This is a genomic window from Streptococcus mitis (assembly GCF_002096845.1).
In the GTDB taxonomy this organism is placed as follows: Bacteria; Bacillota; Bacilli; order Lactobacillales; family Streptococcaceae; genus Streptococcus; species Streptococcus mitis_A.
This window is the reverse complement of sequence record NZ_NCVK01000059.1, coordinates 109,595-127,980: the sequence shown is the minus strand read 5'-3', so window position 1 is coordinate 127,980 and position 18,386 is coordinate 109,595. Positions and strand designations below refer to the sequence as shown.

The following is an 18,386-nucleotide window of genomic DNA, read 5'->3' as shown; positions in this document are numbered from 1 at the left end:
TTTTTCCTCTTTATTCGTCAAACATGCTTCCGATCAAGCCACGGAAACGATCTGCTAATTTCGGTTTATTTTGTGAAGCTTGTTGGAAATCCGCCATTGGTTCTGTAGGCGCCACCGGCTCTACTTCTGGGGTAGGGGCTGGTTGAACAGGCGTTGATTGTACAAACTGAGCTGTTTTCTGAATCATTCCCCCAAAACTAAGCGGTTGTTGGAATAATCCTTCATCACCCTTGACTGCTCGTTGAGCCAAGAGATGCACTTCTGTCAATTGTCCCGCGAATTCTGATAGACTAATCACATGCGCAAAGGCTGGATTACGAATTCCAACTTGGTTTGGAACATAGAGTTTCACACGAACACCAAAAACTTCTTGAGCAAGCTCCACAATACCCGGTAAAATAGCCGTTCCACCAATCAAAACAATGCCACCAGGAAGATCCAATAAATGTCTTCTGTCTAAGTCTTGTTTGATTTGTTCAAAAATATGCTTAATTCGTGCAGAAATAATCTCTGACAAGTAATTTTCTGTTACTTCAACAGGTTCTACTTCCCCGATCACTTCGACTTGGAATGTTTCTTTACTTGCGAGAGGAGGATAAGCCTCTCCATAGTTTAATTTCAAACCTTCGGCTAGTTTCTGTGATGTCTTCAAGACTTTAGAGATATCCTTAGTTACATAATCTCCGCCTTCTTGGAGAATATTGGTAAACTGGAGTTCTTGGTTACGGATTGTAGCAACAGTCGTCTGGCCTGCCCCCATATCAATCACTGTAGCACCAAATTCACGTTCACCTTCGTTCAAAACTGATTGAACCATTGCTAGTGGTGAAATAATAATATTTTCGACCTGAACACCTGCACGTTCAACTGTCTTACGTAGGTTATGTAAAATAGTGCGAGGACCTGTATAAAGTAAGCCACGCATTTCAAGGCGAACCCCCATCATACCACGTGGATCACGAATCCCTTGAAAACCATCCACAATAAATTCTTCAGGAATAAAGGTAATGACTTCACGATCAGGTGTCATACTCTTTGTCAAAGCTGATTTTACAACATTTTCGACATCTTGATCCATAATTTCCTTGGTATCAGATGTTACTGGAATCATTCCTTGAGTTGGTTCTACCTGTAAGAGATTAGCTGGTAAACCAACATTCACTGATTTAATTGAGATGCCTGCTTTTTCTTCTGCTTGGGAAATTGCTGATTTGATAGCAGTTGCTGCTGCATCAATATCAACAATAATTCCATCCTTTACACCTTTACTTTTGGCATTACTCACGCCAATTACATTTAATTCACCATTTCTCTGCTCAGCTACAAGCACCTTGACAGAGCTTGTTCCAATATCTAGACCTGTAAAAAAGCCTTCTCTAGCCATTACATCGCATCCTCTCTATCTTCCAAGTTTCTAACTTCGTAATATTCAATAGCTAAACGTAGGCATAGCTATTCACAGAATATTATAACACAAAAAATCTCATCGTGCTCAGTTTTTTCCTAAATTTACCAGCCAATTTTTTAGTTTTTCTGTTCAGAAATTCATTCACTGTAAACTTTGTCAACAATCTGTCTATTGTACAAAAAAGAAAGCTCATTTCTAAGCTTTCTTTGCAATCATTTTTTCTGCTTCTTGTTCTAAAAATAGTTCCAAAATTTTCTTTGTCAACGTAATCGCCGCTGACAAGGCCAGAGAAACGATTAAATAATTAGCTACTAAGCCGTGGTCTCCAACCAATGGCGGTTTGGTCAAGAATCCGTAATCTCCACCTGTTACCAAATTGACCACAAAAATTAAGGCATTTAATGCAAAGGTCATGAGAAAAATTCTTTTCACATCTAGCATTCTCGCATCGTACTGTCTCAAGAGATAAACCAGTGAGTTCCCCAAGAGAGCTAAGTGGCCAAAGATAAAGGACAAAATGGCAATATGTGGGAAAGGATAGGGATCTGGCACTGGATAAACAAAGGCAGCTAATGTCCCAAATGTTCCTAGTAATGCAAAATACTGCCTATATTTAGACTGACCAGGAAGCAAGAGCACCACAAACATAGCCATACGGCAATGATAAAAGGGTAAACTTTCTGACAGTGGCATATGATTGACCCCATACCAACCATAAAGAAGGATTAACTGAACGGCCTGCAAGATTTGGAAAAATCGTTGGTAAACCTTCTTTTCACGATAACGATAGGCTGTATAAAAGGTCAAGGCTAATAGTGTAAATATACTCACGTACCAAAAAAGGTCAAATTTGGGTGGTTCTGTTGCTTGGGTCGTAAAGAAAATATCCCATAAATTCATCTAGTCTTCCTCATGATTCAAAATTTTCCTGCATATTATTATACCATGCTATTTGTCAAAAATGGATTTAAAAATACGTAAATGTTTGACAAAATTACTTGCCTTCAGTTTCTAAACTTTCTACCAACTTGGCTAGATTCATAGAGTTAGAGCCTTTTAGCAAGATTTGATCATTGGCACTGAGGCTTTCCTTAACCTGCTTGACTAGGTCTTCAAATTGGTCTTGGTCTTCTGTTTTCTTGAAGTAGTAAACGTGGCCAATTGGGAACATTTGACTAGCCAATTGGGCTAATTCAGCAATATCTTCTCCATAGAAAATCACGGTATCAAGCACATCTGGCGAGAGGCTCAAAATCATCTGGTTATGGAGTTGAATAGACTGGTCACCAAGTTCCTTCATGTCCGCCAAGACAGCGATTTTCTTGCCACCTTCGTTGGCTGGAATGGCAGAGAAAGTCTCTAAAATCAGCTTCATAGCAGTTGGATTGGCATTGTAAACATCTGATAAGATATCTGCTCCATTGGCTGCTTTCTTCCATTCGGTACGGTTACGCGTCAATTCAAGGTTTTGGAAAGCCTTATGAATTTGCTCCTCTGAAACCCCTTCTTGTAGGGCAACATAAGACGCAATCATGGCATTAGTGGCATTGTACTTACCAGTCACTGGCAAATCGAGGGCTTGTTCCAAGAAATTAGCCTTAAAGGTCAGACTGTCCTTGCGCTCAATCAAGTCTGTGATTTCCAGCTCTGCTCCTTGCCCAAAACGAACCATCTTTTTATCAGCTGGCAAGTAGTCCTCTACAATAGAGTCAGCCGGTGCCAAAAGCAAAGAACCTGATGCCATACCATCTGCAATTTGCATTTTTCCTTTAGCAATTTCAGAACGATCTTTGAAAAAGGCCAAATGAGCCTCTCCAACCAAGGTCACGATGGCTGTTTTTGGATGAGCCAATTCAGACAAGAGATGAATATCTCCCAAGTGATCCTGTCCCATCTCCAAAACCAACTTTTCTGTCCCTTCAGGCATATGGAGAACTGTGTAGGGAAGGCCAATCTCGTTATTATAGTTGCCTTGTGTTTTGTAGGCTTTGTAGGTTGTTGATAGCAAGTGAGCTAACATATCCTTGGTCGTTGTCTTACCATTTGAACCTGTGACCGCAAAGACATCAACAGCTGTTTTTTCAAGATAATAGGCAGCTAGGGATTGAAAGGCAGTCAAAACATCATCTACTAAAATATAAGGATGATTTGCAATCTCTTTCTCAGACAAGGTTACTGCTGCACCATTTTCAAAGGCTGTTTCGATAAAGCCATGACCATCACGCGCACCTTTGAGGGGCACAAATAAATCCCCTGCCCCAATCAAACGACTATCAAACTCAGCCTTTTCTAACTGGATGTCCTCAAAGATGCTGACATCATTTTTGGCTCCTACAACTTGGGCCACTTCATGAATTGTTAATTTCATTTCTACTCCTTTAAAAAGGGTTGAAGTCCCAGAACTCTAATCACCTGGCAGTGATAGTTCTGGCTTCTACCCTCTCTTTCATTTTTATAGCAAATGCGCTTCGCGCTTGTCAAAACTTTCCTTGGCAAGGTCAACCAATCGCTCGATTAGGTCTGGGTAGCTGATTCCCATATTGTCCCAAAGTAGTGGGTACATAGACCACTGGGTGAAACCTGGCATGGTATTAAGCTCGTTTAGGAATATCTCTCCCTTATCTGTATAGAAGAAATCGCAACGAGAGAGACCGAGGCCACCAATGGCACGGAAGGCTGTTTCCGCATTTCGACGCATGACAGCTACCACATCATCACTGATTTTAGCTGGGATATCCATGGTAATCTTGTTGTCAATATACTTGGCATCGTAGTCGTAGAAGGCAACATCCTTGACTACTTCTCCTGGTAGGGTGCTTTTGACATCGTAGTTGCCCAGTAGACCAACCTCGATTTCACGAGCATTCACTCCTTGCTCAACCAAGACACGGCTGTCATATTGGAAGGCAAGTTCCAAAGCTTGGCGGAGTTCTTCTTGATTTTCAGATTTAGAAATACCGACACTAGAACCCATGTTTGACGGCTTAGTGAAGACTGGATAAGTCAATTTTTCTTCCACTTCAGCGATTTTAGCAGTCACATCATCGCCTTCAACGATGGCCACATAAGGAACTTGGGCAATGCCAGCAGATTCCAACACACGCTTAGTAGTGATTTTATCCATGGCAAGGCTTGATGACAAGATGTTGCAACCAACGTAGGGCATTTTCAAAACTTCTAAGAATCCTTGAACAGAGCCATCTTCTCCCATCGGACCGTGAAGGACTGGAAAGACAACTGCCCCTTCTTCGTAGATGGCACTTGGTGCAACTTGCTTATCCCAATCAATGGTCGCATTAGTCATGAGACGGTCTTCTTGCCCCGGAATCTGGCTAAATTCCTGCGTTTTGATAAAGTCACCTGACTGGCTGATGAAGAAAGTCTTGACTGTGAAACGATCGTAGTTAACCGCACGCATGATACTTTCCGCTGAAAGGACAGAGACTTCGCGTTCCGCACTCCGTCCACCATATAAAAGAATAATCGTTTGTTTCATATTACTTGTCCTAATTCTACTAGAATACTCGCTCTTTAGTATATCATATTTGCTTCTTTTTTGAAACTTGAACCTGCTCCTACTCATCACACTATACAAAAAGAGGCCGATATGAACGATTTTCAGCCTCCTTGATTTTTTTATAAATGAATGGAGTTCGTAAATTTGTCTACACTTACAACTCTGTTCGATTTTCAATGGCTCGTAAGAGTGTAACTTCATCCGCATACTCGATATCTGCTCCCACAGCGAGGCCTCGTGCCAGGCGCGTAACCTTGATCCCAGCTGGCTTGAGCAAACGTGAAAGATACATGGAAGTCGCTTCCCCATCTGCTGTGGCATTAGTTGCTACGATTACTTCTGAAACCTCACTATCCATCAGACGAGTCATGAGGCTCTTGAGATTGATATCATCTGGACTAATGCCATTCATGGGAGAAATGAGACCATGCAGGACATGGTAAAGTCCGTGGTATTCCTGAATATTTTCCATGGCAGCGACATCGCGGCTATCCTCCAGGACCAGAATCGTAGACTGATCACGGCTAGGATCGGTACAGATAGAGCACGGGTCTTCATCTGTTAATCGTCCACAAATAGAGCAATAGGTCAATTCTCGCTTGGCTGCAAGAAGATTTTTTGCAAATTCATTGACGTCGTCATCCGGCATTCCAATAGTATAAAAGGCCAGTCGAGTTGCTGTCTTAATCCCAATACCAGGAAGTTTGGAATAACTGTCAATCAACTTAGCAATAGGTGTTGGATAAAGCATGGCTTCCTTTCTAATTCATTGGATGGTGTTGGTTATATAAATTGATAATGTCGCGAGCAATTGCTGGCCCAACATTTTTGGTTAAATTGGTATTATGAGGAAAGACTACTGCAACTGCAATTTGAGGATTTTCTGTTGGAGCATAGGCCACGGCATTGGTATTATTAGCTTCTTGACCACCAGCTACATAGCTTTCACCTGTACCGGTCTTACCACTGATAGAAACAGTGGCGCCATCTGAAAACGCCCGTCCTGTCGTAAGGGGACTAGTTCCATGCGATACTTGGTAAAATCCTTGGTGCAAGATTGCCATATCTGATTCAGAAATATTGACCTTGTTGATTTCCTTGGTATCTATTGCTTGGATTAATTCCCCAAGGCCACCCTTATCATTGTTGTCGTATATTCCCTCGACAATATGTGGAGCTAGACGAACACCATTGTTAGCAATAGTTGCAACGTACTGGGCTAATTGCATCGGTGTGTAGTTATCAAACTGGCCAAAAGCATTAGTAATGAAATTGGCAAAGTTATACTCTTTGGGAACCAATCCAGTAGATTCATCTGGTAGGTCAATCCCAGTCGCAGAACCCAAACCATATTCACCAAAGGTTGAACGCAATTTCCCCATAGCAGACTCTAGATTGCTGGTGCCGACAAACATATTGGGTTGATAGGTCTGGCCCATGATTCCAAGAGCGGTTTGAACCACGTAAGCATTGGATGAATACTCCAAGGCTTCCACAGCTGTAATAGGAAAAGATCCATATGCCAATTTATACCAAGAATAAATTGGAGCTGAACCTTGGAAAACAATAGGCTGATCTGTTAAGGTTTGGTTTCCTGATAAAACACCATTTTCCCAACCTGAGCTGATGGTAGCGGCCTTAACAACCGAACCTGGGACAAAGACATTGGTTACCGTTCCCAAGGAATCAGGCGTCAACTCTCCCGTTTTCAGGTCATGTTTGAGTCCTGACATAGACAAAACAGCACCTGTTTTGGGGTTAAGGGCGACTGCATACACACCCTCAGAATACTTGGCTCCACCATTTCCTAGCTCGGAATTGAAATAACTTTTCAGCAAAGCATCCACGCTATCTTGGAAGGCCAAATCAATGGTCAGTTTGATATTGTTTCCCTTACTACCTTCCTCAATTGTGTCCACGCTTTCCATATTGCCATATTTATCCAGATGGATTTCTTTTACCGAGCGTTTTCCTTGTAAGGTCTCTTCATATTGCTTTTCCAAATAGGAGGTTCCAACACGGTCATTTAGAGAATAGCCTTTTTTAAGATAGGATTCTGCTTCTTCCGCTGGGAGACCAGCTTTTTCACTGGATACACTCCCTACTATAGAAGAAAGGGAAGTTTCCAAAATCTTTCGATCCCAAGAAGTAGAAATACTAATGCCAGGCATCTCCTTTGAAATAGAGGCAATAACAGCCACCTGAGAATCATTTAGAGGATCTGTCGCAATGGTTCCTGTCGCAAAGTTTCCAACAGCATTTAACTGACTAAAAAGATAGATTTCTTTCTTTTCATCCTCTGTATAGTTTAGTTGACTTGTTGGGACACTATCGACCGCATTGTTATACAGTTCTGATTCGGATAGGCGATTGCCATCTGAATCCAATCGTTTCTCACTCGGGAGAGCTTCCACTGTTTTTTTATAGATTTCAGGATCAGCCAAATAGTAATCAGCCAGCTGGCGTTCTGTCAAATTTGGCGAGCTAATACTCACATAAGTCAGTAACTTTTTAGCTATTTCTTTTAAGTCTGTAGCCGTCATTTTATTGCTACGCGTAAAGGAAACAACCTGCTTTAACGTATTTTCTACCAAAGGTTTTCCACTAGCATCATAGATTTCCCCACGAGCAGAACTGGTTGTGACCTTGGTCTGACTAGCTGAGGCTAGCTTTTTTTCGTAAAAATCCTTGTTCAAAACCTGCATATACAACAAACGACCAATAATGGTCATAAAGAGTAAAATGACGATTGAAAACAATAAATTAAGCCGAATCGGAATCGAATGGCTGTTAAATTTTCTCATACAAATCAGTCTCATTTCTAACTTAAAATCTTACTCTTAATTGTACCACAATTTGAGCAGAAAATTATGGAAAAGAAAGAAGCTTTTTTTCGTTTTTACAGTAAGATACGTTTTTATTTATCCATCCCTATATTATATGTTATAATGAATGTAAAAGTTCAATAATCTAGTCTTTTTCCAACACGACTCATTTAAAGGAGCCTTCCCTATGGACAAACCAGATATCGCAACTATCATTGATTCACATTTTGAAGAAATGACAGACCTAGAGCAAGAAATCGCTCGCTATTTTTTGCAAGCTGAAACGATTACAGATGATTTATCTTCTCAACAAGTCACCCAAAAATTACATATTTCTCAAGCTGCTCTGACCCGCTTTGCTAAAAAGTGTGGCTTTACTGGCTACCGAGAATTTATTTTCCAATACCAACATCAGGCAGAAAATCAAGCCAACCAAGTCTCCAAGCACAGTCCACTGACCAAACGAGTCCTCAGAAGTTATAGCAATATGAGGGAACAAACACAAGACTTGATTGACGAAGTCCAACTAGAGCGAATTGCCCAATTAATCGAAGATGCTGAGCGTGTCTACTTCTTCGGAACAGGGAGTTCTGGCCTTGTCGCTCGTGAAATGAAATTGCGCTTCATGCGTCTGGGTGTGGTCTGCGAGGCCTTGACCGATCAAGACGGCTTTGCCTGGACAACCAGTATTATGGACGAAAATTGTCTCGTACTTGGTTTCTCACTTTCTGGCACAACACCTTCTATTTTAGATAGTCTATTAGATGCCAAGGAGATGGGGGCGAAGACTGTACTCTTTTCAAGTGTTCCCAATAAAGATAGCCAGGCCTATACAGAGACCGTTCTCGTTGCTAGCCACAGCCAACCTTCCTACATCCAACGAATATCCGCTCAACTTCCTATGCTCTTCTTTATTGATTTGATTTATGCCTACTTTTTGGAAATCAATCGCGAAAGCAAGGAAAAAATCTTTAATAGCTACTGGGAAAATAAAAAACTCAACGGCTATCGTAGACAAAAACGTGTCAGAAAATCCTAGTTTGGCTGAGCCAAACTAGGATTTTTATTCATCACCAAACATACCTCTTCTAGATTATGAATTAGTCATATCTTGACTTAGTCTTGAATAATTTCATGTAATCACTTTTTGAAGGGAGTAAATAAGCAAGTCTGACGGTATCCTCAACAATTGTATACAATACGATGTAATCCTTACTCAAGGTCAATCCTCGCGTTTGGTAGCGAGGGTCTAATTTCTTACCAAATTTTTCATCGGCATCAAATCCAGCTTGGGGGAAAATTTCTAGACGATTAATATCTTTTCTGATACTCGCCACTTTTCGTCTCGCAGCCTCTACAGAACCGATTTCCTCTGCTATATACTGATATATTTTATCCAAACTATCAATCACTCTAGGAGAATACAAAATCCTATACTTTTTATAATCCATAGCGTGTCACAACATCCTCATCTGTCAAGTAATTTCCAGCCTCAATCTTAGCATAACTTTCTTGAACTTCTGCTTGTAATTGTCTAAACAAATACTCCTTCTCTAATTCCTCTTCACTCAGTAAATCTACTTCATTTGTTACGGCAACATTCTTTAAAAATAATCTGAGTGCCGATGAAAGAGAGAGATTTTGTTCTTTTAACACTTCCATGGCATCATTTACCAATTCTCTATTAGCTTGGAAGGTCACAATTTTATTTGAATTCGCTATAGCCATTTTATATAACTCCTTTATATATTTTATTTATTATCTCACAATTATAAAGAAAGTCAAGGGAGCTTAATTAGAAAATCCTAGTTTGGCTGAGCCAAACTAGGATTGTTTTGTTTTAAAATGATAATAAGCGCCCAACATACCTGCTGTATTTTGGTGATGGGCAAATTCTAATCGTGTTTTTTCAGCTAGGCTTGGCACCAAGGATTCCTTCAAGGCTGTACGGATCTTGGGTTTGAGGATTGCCTCTTGTCCCATGATACCGCCACCGAGAATGACTACTTCTGGATTAGCAACGTAGCAAATATTTGCCAGACCTTTCCCAAGGTAATCTACCATCCGGTCAATGCCTTCCATGCAAATTTTGTTTCCTTCAGTGGCTTCCTTAAAGATACGTCTGCCATTCCACTGATCAACTGGATCTCCATGACCTGCTGCTACATACTCCACCAAGGCTGTCGTAGAGGCCAAATCTTGGAAATCTCCATCCTGCATATGCATATAACCGACTTCGCAGGCTGAATTGCTAAAACCATGGAAGACTTTCCCATCCATAATCAAGCAACCACCGATACCGGTTCCAATAGTCAAGCAAAGAGTGACACTCGCTCCTTTACCTGAACCAGATACTGCCTCAGCCAGACCTGCACAGTTGACATCATTTTCAATCTCACAAGGAATAGCAAAGCTAGTCTCGATTTCCTTCTTGAACTTGGTTCCTGCATAATTTGGAATCTGAGGTCCAGCATAGAAAATCTCACCCTTATCAGGGTCCACCATTCCTGCAGAAGAAATGGCAACACCTGCTACTGGGCCTTTTTCTAAATAGCTGGCTACGATATCTTTGGTCTTTTGTAAGATATGAGGTCCACCCTTATGCGCCTCTGTTGGCATTTCATGCGATTCAACAAGTTGTCCTTCTTGGTCAATCAAACCATATTTGATGTTGGTTCCACCGATATCAATTGCAACATAGTGTGTCATAAATACCTCCTTATGGATTATAGGAAGCGCTCCTTGGTTTCACGAATCAAGGCTGCAGCTGCTTCTACAACTGGACGATCTTCTTCAGTCACTGGTGTCAATGGTGAACGAACAGAACCAATGTTCAGTCCTTCATTGATCTTCAAGACTTCTTTAATGACACCATACATATTTCCATGTGCAGAAGTGAGTTTACCAATGATAGCGTTGATAGCGTACTGCAATTCACGCGCTGTTTCCAAGTCTTTGTCAGCAATCAACTGATTGAGTTTCAAAAAGAGTTCTGGCATAGCACCATAAGTACCACCGATACCTGCTTTTGCACCCATGAGACGACCACCTAGGAACTGTTCATCTGGACCATTAAAGACGATGTGGTCTTCTCCCCCAAGGCTCACAAAGGTTTGGATATCTTGAACTGGCATAGAAGAGTTCTTAACACCGATAACACGTGGATTCTTCAACATTTCTGTGTAAAGGCTTGGAGTCAAAGCAACTCCTGCTAATTGAGGAATGTTATAAATCACGTAGTCTGTGTTTGGTGCTGCAGAACTGATATCGTTCCAGTATTTAGCAACTGAATACTCAGGCAAGCGGAAGTAAATAGGTGGAATCGTTGCAATAGCGTCTACACCCAAGCTTTCTGCATGGCGAGCAAGTTCCATACTGTCTTTAGTATTGTTGCAAGCAACGTGAGCAATGATGGTCAATTTACCTTTGGCAACTGCCATGACTTCTTCCAAGATTAACTTGCGGTCTTCAACGCTTTGGTAGATACATTCACCAGAAGAACCATTGACATAAAGACCTTGAACACCTTTATCAATGAAGTATTGCACCAAGGCACGTGTGCGCTCTGGACTTACTTCTCCTTGATCATCATAACATGCGTAGAAGGCTGGAATGACACCTTCATATTTTTTTAAATCTGACATAGATTTTCTCCTAAGATTTATTTTTTTCTGCTAACAGCAGGATTTATTCTTTACGTGTTTAGTATACACCTTGTGAAAAACGCTTTCAATATCTTGTGTACACTTAGATTTTAGTTTCGATATGATTTTTGAAATGTTTATGGCTTGAAAGTAGTTTCATAGACAAGCCATCCTATTGGTATTTTGCGAAAATTTTCTCCATCAATCCAGTCTGGATAAAAACTAATAAGCCAAATCCAAAAAGCAGGAAGGCTGAGCCACCTAAAAGTAAACTGAAGGCGGACAGATAAAGAACCATCACAATGAGAAAGAGAATAGCTAACATGAGGAAGAACCAAGGAAAGTTAAAACTTGCCAAGATAAGTCCTTTTTGTAACACTTCTTTCCAAGTCAAATCATAGCGTGCGGCGATGGGATAGCTAGCCAACATCACGATAGTGAGGAAGATAAGAACGCCTAGACAAATAGCTTTTACCATTTGGAAAGGCATAGCTGTCTGACCCCAGAAGAGATAGAGATCTGAAAGAGCAAGAAATACAATTCCTAACTCCAACAACCCCAACTGAAAACCTAGTTTCAGATTTTGCCTAAAAACTCTTAGATAGATTTTAAAGACAGGCACACGTCTGCTCTTCTTAATCTCAAACATAGTCTCGTAGAGACTAATTTTGGCCACTCCAATCGTCACGATGGGCAAACAAGAGACAACAAAAAGAAGATTGGCTGTCACGATATCCAAGACTTTCTCACTAAAACGCATGAGAAAGTTATCTGTATCAAATGCTGCCTTGATAAGGCTTACTCCTTTTTGTGCCATGTTTGCTCCTCCTGATTTTTTAATCAATCAAAATTTTAAAGAGATATTTGCGAACCTTATCTTCCATACCTGCATAGCCATTTGGCTGGTGTGGTTCTCCTGGAAAGAAAATCGCAAAATTGTGATAACCCAACAAAAGTGGGTAGTTTTCGTGACAATGAACAAAGCCAATGTCACTCGCTTCGTCGAATGCTACTGCTTCATCTTTGATACGTGAACCGTAACTCGAATATTCATGTCCTTCTACCAGCAAATGCAAATCTGCATAGTTTTTATGATGCTCAAATTGATCATTTTCAGCTTGATTGAGGACATTTTCCTGAACAACTAGAAAGACCTTGTCCCCGTCAATCTCATACTTACCTAATTCGAAAGAATCCTTACGGTGCTGGTAGAGATAGTCGATAGCCTTGTCTAGATTGGGATGAATTCCTTTGTAAAAGGTAATGTTTTTCAAATCGTCAAAAATCATACTCTTTCCTTCGTTTCTGATAGTTAACTAAAATCATTCTTAAGTTAATAAGTGTCTGACAAAACTTCATAAAGTAACTGCATACCCTCCATTTTGTAGACACTTATAACCTCTATATTCTCTAAATCTATAAAATATATTTCTGTATCTTGATAGATTGATTTTCCTATACTCAATGAAAATTGAAGACCAAACTAGGAAGCTAACCGCAGGCAATACTTAAGTATGGCAAGGTGACGCTGACGTAGTTTGAATTCGATTTTCGCAGAGTATTATCCTTTAACCGCTCCCATAGTAATACCCTGTGTGAAGGATTTTTGGAAGACTAGGAAGACTGTTACGATTGGTACAGCTGCAAGAGCGGCACCTGCCATGATCAGACCATAGTTGGTTGCCATTTCAGCCTGCATGGTCGCAACCCCAAGTGAGATGGTCAAGTTTTGACGTGAAGTCAACATTACCAATTGCATGAAGTAGTCGTTCCAAGTGTTGATGAAGGTGAAGATTGCAAGGGCTGCAAATCCTGGTTTCACAATTGGGAAGGCTACGCTCCAGAAAGTGCGAATCTCACCACAGCCATCAATTTTAGCTGATTCAAGCAATTCTGTTGGGATGTTTTCGCTGAATTGTTTCATGAGGAAGACACCAAACGGCCATCCAATCAAAGGCAAGATAACTGCCCAAAGAGTGTCATGGATTCCCATGAAGTTGACGATACGTACCAATGGCACAAGGACAACTTGTTTTGGAAGAGCCATAGCAGCGATGAAGATGGCAAATAGGATACGTTGACCATAGAAACGTTTTTTAGCCAATACATAACCTGCTAGAGAAGAGGTTGCACAGACTAGGAACATGGTTACCAATGAGATAAATACTGAGTTCCACATCCATTGCATAGCAGGGTTTTGCACCATGAGTTGTTGGAAGTTTTCCATGGTTGGCATTTTAGGGAACCATTGTGGTGGAATTACGATTGTGTCTGGCTGAGATTTAAAGGCACCTGTCAAGATCCAGTAGAATGGAAAGATGAACAGCACAGTCAACAAGAGCAAGATAATAGTTGAAATAACAGTGAAAGCTGTTAAGGGTTTCTTTTGTGTAGATTGCATAGCTGTCTCCTTTCGTTAGTATTCTACATCGTTTCCAAGCACTTTAAATTGAACAAAGCTGACGATAGCAATCATAACCGCTAGGAATACACCGATTGTGTTGGCATATCCATACTCTGTCAATTGGAAGGCTTTTTCGTAAAGGTAGTACATAAGTGTACTTGTTGAGTAGTTTGGACCACCTGAAGTCAAAAGCTGAATCAAGGCGAAACACTGGAATGAGTTGATTGTTGTAATGATTGCAATATAAAGGGTTGTTGGAAGAAGGCTTGGCCATTTAATCTTCCAGAAAACTTGAAACTCAGTTGCACCGTCAACACGCGCCGCTTCAACCAGTGAATTGTCAATATTCCCCATAGCAGCGATATAAAGGATAATCGGCTGACCAACTGAAGTTGTCAAAAGGATAATCATAATCGCCATCAAAGCCCAGTGTTTGTCTCCTAGCCAAGAAATGTTCTGGCTGATGATATGACTTGACTTGAGGACAAAATTTAGAATCCCTGATAGTGGGTCATAGATCCATTTCCATACAACTGTTACGGCAACGCTACCTGTTACAACAGGAAGGAAGAAGACGAAACGGTAGAAAGATCTGGCAATAGCATTTTGGTGATAGGTTTGTGATGCTACAAAGAGCGAGAATAGAACAACAACTGGCACAGATCCAATAACCAGGATAACCGTGTTGATCAAAGACTTCATAAAGACAGGGTCTTTAAACATACGGATATAGTTGTTTAAGCCTACAAACTCAAAGTTTGTCATAGAGTAATTAAAGAAACTTGTAATGAATCCCATTACCATAGGAGCCAATACAAAGATGACAAAGAAGAACAACACTGGTGCTAGGAAAGCATAGGAAATCACTGTTTCCCGCATACGAATTTTATTGACTTTCACAGTCGGCACCTCTCTTTCAAATAGAATAATTTTTTGACTTTCTTGAACTGTTTTAAAATCAAAATGAAATTTTTTAAGATTCGCTTATGTAAGAACTTCATTTTAATTTCGTGACAGTTCCTTACATTTCAAACAAAAGCCTCCCTTTTCTTACATAGACTATGCACAGGGAAAAGGGAGGAATCAATCTGATTTAGTGCTTATTGTTTTGTAGCTTTTTTAATTGTTTCGTTAGCTTTTTCAGTGAAGGCTTTCAAAGCGTCCGCTGGTTTTTCGTCACCATTTGATACAGATTGCAACATTGGGAACCAAAGTGTTCTCATTTCAGCAAAACCATTGATAGTGTTGTAATATGGTGAGTAGTATTTAGTCCAACCACTGATTGTTTCCATACGTTTGTCTTCATAAAGTTTGCCAAATGAAGTACGAACTGGGAAGGCACCTGTACGAACAACGTCTTTTGGACCCCATTCTTTATCATCCGCCATAAATTGGATGAATTTCTTAGATGCTGCAACTTTCTTGTCATCTTTGTTGTTGAATACTGCAAATCCGTTTACAAGGTATTCAAGAGATGGTTTGCCTGAATCTGATGGGAATGGTACTTCTACCACTTCTACTTTACTTGCTTCCAAGAGTTTAGCTTGGATACCGTTTTGAGCTGGTGCCCAAAGGATTGTGTAAGATGTTTGACCGTTGGCAAAGTTTTGGATATCTGCTCCACCGTCAAATTGTGAACCGTTGTTCAACAAACCGTCTTTAATCCAGCCAGCTGCTTTTTCAAGACCTTTGACGAATTTAGGATCATCAGTTGTATATTTTGTTACATCTTTATCTGTTACAGAAGCTCCATAAAGGTTAGAGATGAAGGCTCGTGTTCCTTGGTCTCCCCCTTGACCAGAACTGAACAATGAACCTGGTGTGTAACCTTTGTCTTTAAGCGCTTTCAAAACTTTTTCAAAATCATCAGTAGTCCAACCTTCTTTTACAAGGTTTGCAACTCCAGCTTCTTCCAACATTTTCTTGTTCATAGCCATGTAGAATGGTGCTGAACTAATTGGATACATGTAGGCTTTATCTCCAGCCTTACTTGCTTGTACGATATTTTCATTGTTGACATCTTTGACAAATTCATCTGTGAAAATATCATTCAATTCAGCTAATTTACCATTTTTACCGTATTGGATGATACGTCCTGGTGCGTCAAAAAGTACGTCTGGAGCTGTTCCTGCTTCGATAGCTGTTGTGATTTTTTCAGGACCTGACTTGAAGTCGATGGTTTCCAATTTCACTTTTACATCTGGATTTGCTTTTTCAAAAGCTTCGATGATTGATTTTTCATATGTTCCAACGCCGTCACCAGTTTTTTCTTGAGTGAAGACTGGGAATGCCCACCAAGTGATTTCTGTTTTTCCGCTATCGCTACCAGATTTTCCAGCATCTTTACTTCCACCAGAATTACCACATGCAGCAAGGCCAAGAATCGCAGCACCCGCAAGTACTGTACAAGCTAGTTTTCTAAATTTCATTTGTATTCTCCTAATTGATAAGCGTATCCATATTGGATAATGAGTTCTTGCATTTGTATACGTTTTCATTTCATCCTACGCATCCACCACTCTCCTCTGTTTTAAGATTGTGTTATTTAAGACCAGCAACGAAGCGTTCTGTAATCTCTTTTGGTCTAGTAATAGCGCCACCAACAACGATACCTCGCACTCCGTATCCCAGGATTTGTTTGGCTTGTTCTGGTGTATGAATTTTCCCTTCGGCAATGACATCTACACCAGCATCACAAAGTTTTTTGATCAATTCAAAATCGGGACCATCCACTTTAGGACTGTAAGATGTGTATCCTGATAAGGTTGTTCCGACAAAGTCAATTCCTGCTTCAACAGCCGCCAATCCTTCTTCAAAAGTACTTGTGTCAGCCATCAAGAGCTGGTTAGGATATTTCTCCTTAACCTGACGAATGAACTCCTGAATCTCTAAACCATCATAGCGTTCGCGTTTAGTACAGTCTAGAGCAATCACTTCAATATCTAGTTCTGCTAGTTCATCAACTTCTTTCATAGTAGCCGTGATGAAGGGTTCTTGAGGTGGATAATCTCGTTTGATAATCCCGATAATCGGAAGTTTTGTAACCTCCTTGATTTCTTTGATATCACGAACACTATTTGCTCGGATACCGACTGCTCCACCTTGCTCAGCTGCTTTGACCAGCAAGGGAATGACTCCTCCCGCTTCTGTATAAAGCGGTTCGTGAGGAAGGGCCTGACAAGAAACGATGATTCCATCTTTGATTTGTTCAATCAAGGCTTCTTTAGTAATCTGTGGCATCCTCTTTCCTCCTTTTCTTTGTTCTTATGAGTTTATTATATATCATTTATGAAGCGCTTTCAATACTTTGTAGTAGGATAGATTACAGTTTCAAAAGTATTTTATAGAACAGCTGTTTCTGAAAGTAGTTTCAGATAACATAAATATCCGTATATACAACCAAATGAACTAAAACTAATCATGACCACCCGTCAAACGGGTGGTTTGAACCAGGGCAATAAGCCCAAATTACCAGCCAGCGCCTAAAGACGCTGGCTTTCACGTTGTTCAAGCCTTATTGTTCTTGACTCATCACTTGCCTCTTAAAGAGGCTTTGGTATTACTTACCACTATCCCTAAAGAGATCCTCATATTCTTCTATACTTAATTTATCTAGTGCTATATCATGCTTTACTCGTTCTCAAATTTTCATACTCGTGAAGAAATCATCCACTGGATAATTTCTTTAATCTTGACTCTATTTCAATTGTGGCTTTATTAAGCCCTACTGTACTTACATAATAACCTTCCGCCCAGAAATGCCGATTCCCAAACTTGTACTTGAGATTGGCGTGTTTGTCAAACATCATGAGTGCACTTTTACCTTTTAAATACCCCATGAAACTTGAAACACTTATCCTTGGTGGAATACTTACTAACATATGTACATAGTCTGGCATTAAGTGACCCTCGATAATTTCAACTCCTTTATAACTACACAAGCGATGAAATATTTCGCCAAAACTACTTCGATATTGATTATAGATGACTTTTCGTCTATACCTAGGGGTGAACACAATGTGATAGAACAGTGCCACTCTGTGTGCGATAAACTATGAGCCTTTTGTGCCATATTTTTCTCCTTTCGCTTTACAATTGGATTGAACACCTTTATTGTATCGCGTTCGGAGTTTTTTTGGTATAACCTTCGACGCGCACCCGCATAGCGGGTGGTTTTTTTGAGGCTGGGACAAAAAGATTTTGATTTTAGGAATTCTTTATTATGACATTTTAAAATCGATAGATTAGACAAAAAAGCGAACAAAACAGAATTCTGAGTGTCAGATGACTCGTTTTGTTCGTTTTTTATATTTAAGGTTAGACTTTTGTCCAAGACTCGGACTAATAGTCACATAATAAGAATCACAATAAGCTCATTCATAAATGGTTACCTAAAGAAACTAAGAAAACGACTCCTAAAGAAGTCGCATTCATCAAAAATTGGATTAACAACTATCATAAAAAATGCTTGAACTACAAGTCTCCCAGAGAATTTTTTGTTGCTAACTAACTTGAAATTTAGCGTTTATATTTGAACGACAAGTCTAACACAAAGATGTTTTCTTATGTCTATAATTAATTAGCTTTT

At 40.1% G+C, this 18,386-nt stretch carries 17 protein-coding genes and 2 pseudogenes; 2 read left to right on the top strand and 17 right to left on the bottom strand.

The window, feature by feature from the left end; translation table 11 throughout:
- Nucleotides 1-10: 10 nt before the first annotated feature.
- The 6 genes from ftsA to pbp2b form a co-directional block, all read right to left on the bottom strand.
- A complete protein-coding gene (gene ftsA / locus B7695_RS09190) occupies nt 11-1,384 on the bottom strand; it encodes a cell division protein FtsA (RefSeq protein WP_084891276.1) in 1,374 nt (457 codons plus the stop codon).
- Nucleotides 1,385-1,603: 219 nt separating this feature from the next.
- Entirely contained in the window at nt 1,604-2,308 is a 705-nt protein-coding gene (locus B7695_RS09185) for a YwaF family protein (RefSeq protein WP_084891274.1), read from the bottom strand.
- A gap of 94 nt (nt 2,309-2,402) precedes the next feature.
- Nucleotides 2,403-3,776 carry a UDP-N-acetylmuramoyl-tripeptide--D-alanyl-D-alanine ligase gene (locus B7695_RS09180; RefSeq protein WP_084891273.1) on the bottom strand — a complete coding sequence of 458 codons (1,374 nt, stop codon included), beginning with the start codon at nt 3,774-3,776 and terminating at the stop codon, nt 2,403-2,405.
- Nucleotides 3,777-3,860: 84 nt separating this feature from the next.
- Complete coding sequence (locus B7695_RS09175; protein ID WP_084891270.1) at nt 3,861-4,904, bottom strand: D-alanine--D-alanine ligase; 1,044 nt, start codon at nt 4,902-4,904, stop codon at nt 3,861-3,863.
- Nucleotides 4,905-5,079: 175 nt separating this feature from the next.
- Nucleotides 5,080-5,676 (bottom strand): recombination mediator RecR, encoded by a 597-nt coding sequence (gene recR, locus B7695_RS09170; protein WP_000966739.1) that lies wholly within the window; start codon nt 5,674-5,676, stop codon nt 5,080-5,082.
- Between the two features lie 10 nt (nt 5,677-5,686).
- Nucleotides 5,687-7,744, bottom strand: a complete 2,058-nt coding sequence (pbp2b, locus tag B7695_RS09165; RefSeq protein WP_084891268.1) for a penicillin-binding protein PBP2B — start codon at nt 7,742-7,744, stop codon at nt 5,687-5,689.
- Between the two features lie 193 nt (nt 7,745-7,937).
- On the opposite strand from pbp2b, the gene B7695_RS09160 reads away from it, so the two are divergent.
- Nucleotides 7,938-8,789, top strand: coding sequence for a MurR/RpiR family transcriptional regulator (locus tag B7695_RS09160; protein WP_084891267.1), 852 nt, complete (start codon nt 7,938-7,940; stop codon nt 8,787-8,789).
- A 61-nt stretch (nt 8,790-8,850) separates the two neighbouring features.
- Here B7695_RS09160 and B7695_RS09155 read toward each other — a convergent pair whose 3' ends face one another.
- The 11 genes and pseudogenes from B7695_RS09155 to tnpA form a co-directional block, all read right to left on the bottom strand.
- On the bottom strand, nt 8,851-9,201 hold the full coding sequence (locus B7695_RS09155; RefSeq protein ID WP_000384864.1) for a type II toxin-antitoxin system RelE/ParE family toxin: 351 nt from the start codon (nt 9,199-9,201) through the stop codon (nt 8,851-8,853).
- Complete coding sequence (gene relB / locus B7695_RS09150) at nt 9,191-9,478, bottom strand: type II toxin-antitoxin system RelB/ParD family antitoxin (protein ID WP_000951984.1); 288 nt, start codon at nt 9,476-9,478, stop codon at nt 9,191-9,193. Before relB ends, B7695_RS09155 begins: the two co-directional genes overlap by 11 nt.
- A 96-nt stretch (nt 9,479-9,574) precedes the next feature.
- Complete coding sequence (locus B7695_RS09145; protein WP_084891264.1) at nt 9,575-10,459, bottom strand: ROK family protein; 885 nt, start codon at nt 10,457-10,459, stop codon at nt 9,575-9,577.
- Nucleotides 10,460-10,476: 17 nt separating this feature from the next.
- Entirely contained in the window at nt 10,477-11,394 is a 918-nt protein-coding gene (locus tag B7695_RS09140; protein ID WP_001281499.1) for a dihydrodipicolinate synthase family protein, read from the bottom strand.
- A gap of 172 nt (nt 11,395-11,566) precedes the next feature.
- Nucleotides 11,567-12,211 (bottom strand): YesL family protein, encoded by a 645-nt coding sequence (locus B7695_RS09135; protein WP_084891262.1) that lies wholly within the window; start codon nt 12,209-12,211, stop codon nt 11,567-11,569.
- 19 nt (nt 12,212-12,230) lie between these two features.
- Complete coding sequence (locus B7695_RS09130; RefSeq protein WP_084891260.1) at nt 12,231-12,683, bottom strand: NanQ anomerase/TabA/YiaL family protein; 453 nt, start codon at nt 12,681-12,683, stop codon at nt 12,231-12,233.
- Between the two features lie 272 nt (nt 12,684-12,955).
- Nucleotides 12,956-13,795 carry a carbohydrate ABC transporter permease gene (locus tag B7695_RS09125; RefSeq protein ID WP_033676563.1) on the bottom strand — a complete coding sequence of 280 codons (840 nt, stop codon included), beginning with the start codon at nt 13,793-13,795 and terminating at the stop codon, nt 12,956-12,958.
- A gap of 15 nt (nt 13,796-13,810) precedes the next feature.
- On the bottom strand, nt 13,811-14,677 hold the full coding sequence (locus B7695_RS09120; RefSeq protein ID WP_162489574.1) for a carbohydrate ABC transporter permease: 867 nt from the start codon (nt 14,675-14,677) through the stop codon (nt 13,811-13,813).
- 221 nt (nt 14,678-14,898) lie between these two features.
- The gene (locus B7695_RS09115; protein ID WP_084891258.1) at nt 14,899-16,227 is read right to left on the bottom strand and encodes an ABC transporter substrate-binding protein; all 1,329 of its coding nucleotides are present in this window, start codon (nt 16,225-16,227) and stop codon (nt 14,899-14,901) included.
- 112 nt (nt 16,228-16,339) lie between these two features.
- Nucleotides 16,340-17,038 carry an N-acetylmannosamine-6-phosphate 2-epimerase gene (locus B7695_RS09110; protein ID WP_049539978.1) on the bottom strand — a complete coding sequence of 233 codons (699 nt, stop codon included), beginning with the start codon at nt 17,036-17,038 and terminating at the stop codon, nt 16,340-16,342.
- A gap of 319 nt (nt 17,039-17,357) precedes the next feature.
- A pseudogene (gene tnpA / locus B7695_RS09105) lies at nt 17,358-17,870 on the bottom strand (IS200/IS605 family transposase).
- 282 nt (nt 17,871-18,152) lie between these two features.
- On the opposite strand from tnpA, the pseudogene B7695_RS09095 reads away from it, so the two are divergent.
- Nucleotides 18,153-18,333 (top strand): annotated as a pseudogene (locus B7695_RS09095) (IS30 family transposase); the annotation flags it as partial.
- Nucleotides 18,334-18,386 lie beyond the last annotated feature (53 nt).

Excerpts from the sequence above, each read along its gene's own strand:
- relB (WP_000951984.1), bottom strand. The coding sequence starts at position 9,478 with ATGGCTATAGCGAATTCAAATAAAATTGTGACCTTCCAAGCTAATAGA.
- B7695_RS09115 (WP_084891258.1), bottom strand. The coding sequence starts at position 16,227 with ATGAAATTTAGAAAACTAGCTTGTACAGTACTTGCGGGTGCTGCGATT.
- B7695_RS09110 (WP_049539978.1), bottom strand. The coding sequence starts at position 17,038 with ATGCCACAGATTACTAAAGAAGCCTTGATTGAACAAATCAAAGATGGA.
- B7695_RS09125 (WP_033676563.1), bottom strand. The coding sequence starts at position 13,795 with ATGCAATCTACACAAAAGAAACCCTTAACAGCTTTCACTGTTATTTCA.
- ftsA (WP_084891276.1), bottom strand. The coding sequence starts at position 1,384 with ATGGCTAGAGAAGGCTTTTTTACAGGTCTAGATATTGGAACAAGCTCT.
- B7695_RS09160 (WP_084891267.1), top strand. The coding sequence starts at position 7,938 with ATGGACAAACCAGATATCGCAACTATCATTGATTCACATTTTGAAGAA.
- B7695_RS09180 (WP_084891273.1), bottom strand. The coding sequence starts at position 3,776 with ATGAAATTAACAATTCATGAAGTGGCCCAAGTTGTAGGAGCCAAAAAT.
- B7695_RS09130 (WP_084891260.1), bottom strand. The coding sequence starts at position 12,683 with ATGATTTTTGACGATTTGAAAAACATTACCTTTTACAAAGGAATTCAT.
- B7695_RS09175 (WP_084891270.1), bottom strand. The coding sequence starts at position 4,904 with ATGAAACAAACGATTATTCTTTTATATGGTGGACGGAGTGCGGAACGC.
- B7695_RS09120 (WP_162489574.1), bottom strand. The coding sequence starts at position 14,677 with ATGCGGGAAACAGTGATTTCCTATGCTTTCCTAGCACCAGTGTTGTTC.
- B7695_RS09155 (WP_000384864.1), bottom strand. The coding sequence starts at position 9,201 with ATGGATTATAAAAAGTATAGGATTTTGTATTCTCCTAGAGTGATTGAT.
- recR (WP_000966739.1), bottom strand. The coding sequence starts at position 5,676 with ATGCTTTATCCAACACCTATTGCTAAGTTGATTGACAGTTATTCCAAA.
- B7695_RS09185 (WP_084891274.1), bottom strand. The coding sequence starts at position 2,308 with ATGAATTTATGGGATATTTTCTTTACGACCCAAGCAACAGAACCACCC.
- B7695_RS09140 (WP_001281499.1), bottom strand. The coding sequence starts at position 11,394 with ATGTCAGATTTAAAAAAATATGAAGGTGTCATTCCAGCCTTCTACGCA.
- pbp2b (WP_084891268.1), bottom strand. The coding sequence starts at position 7,744 with ATGAGACTGATTTGTATGAGAAAATTTAACAGCCATTCGATTCCGATT.
- B7695_RS09145 (WP_084891264.1), bottom strand. The coding sequence starts at position 10,459 with ATGACACACTATGTTGCAATTGATATCGGTGGAACCAACATCAAATAT.
- B7695_RS09135 (WP_084891262.1), bottom strand. The coding sequence starts at position 12,211 with ATGGCACAAAAAGGAGTAAGCCTTATCAAGGCAGCATTTGATACAGAT.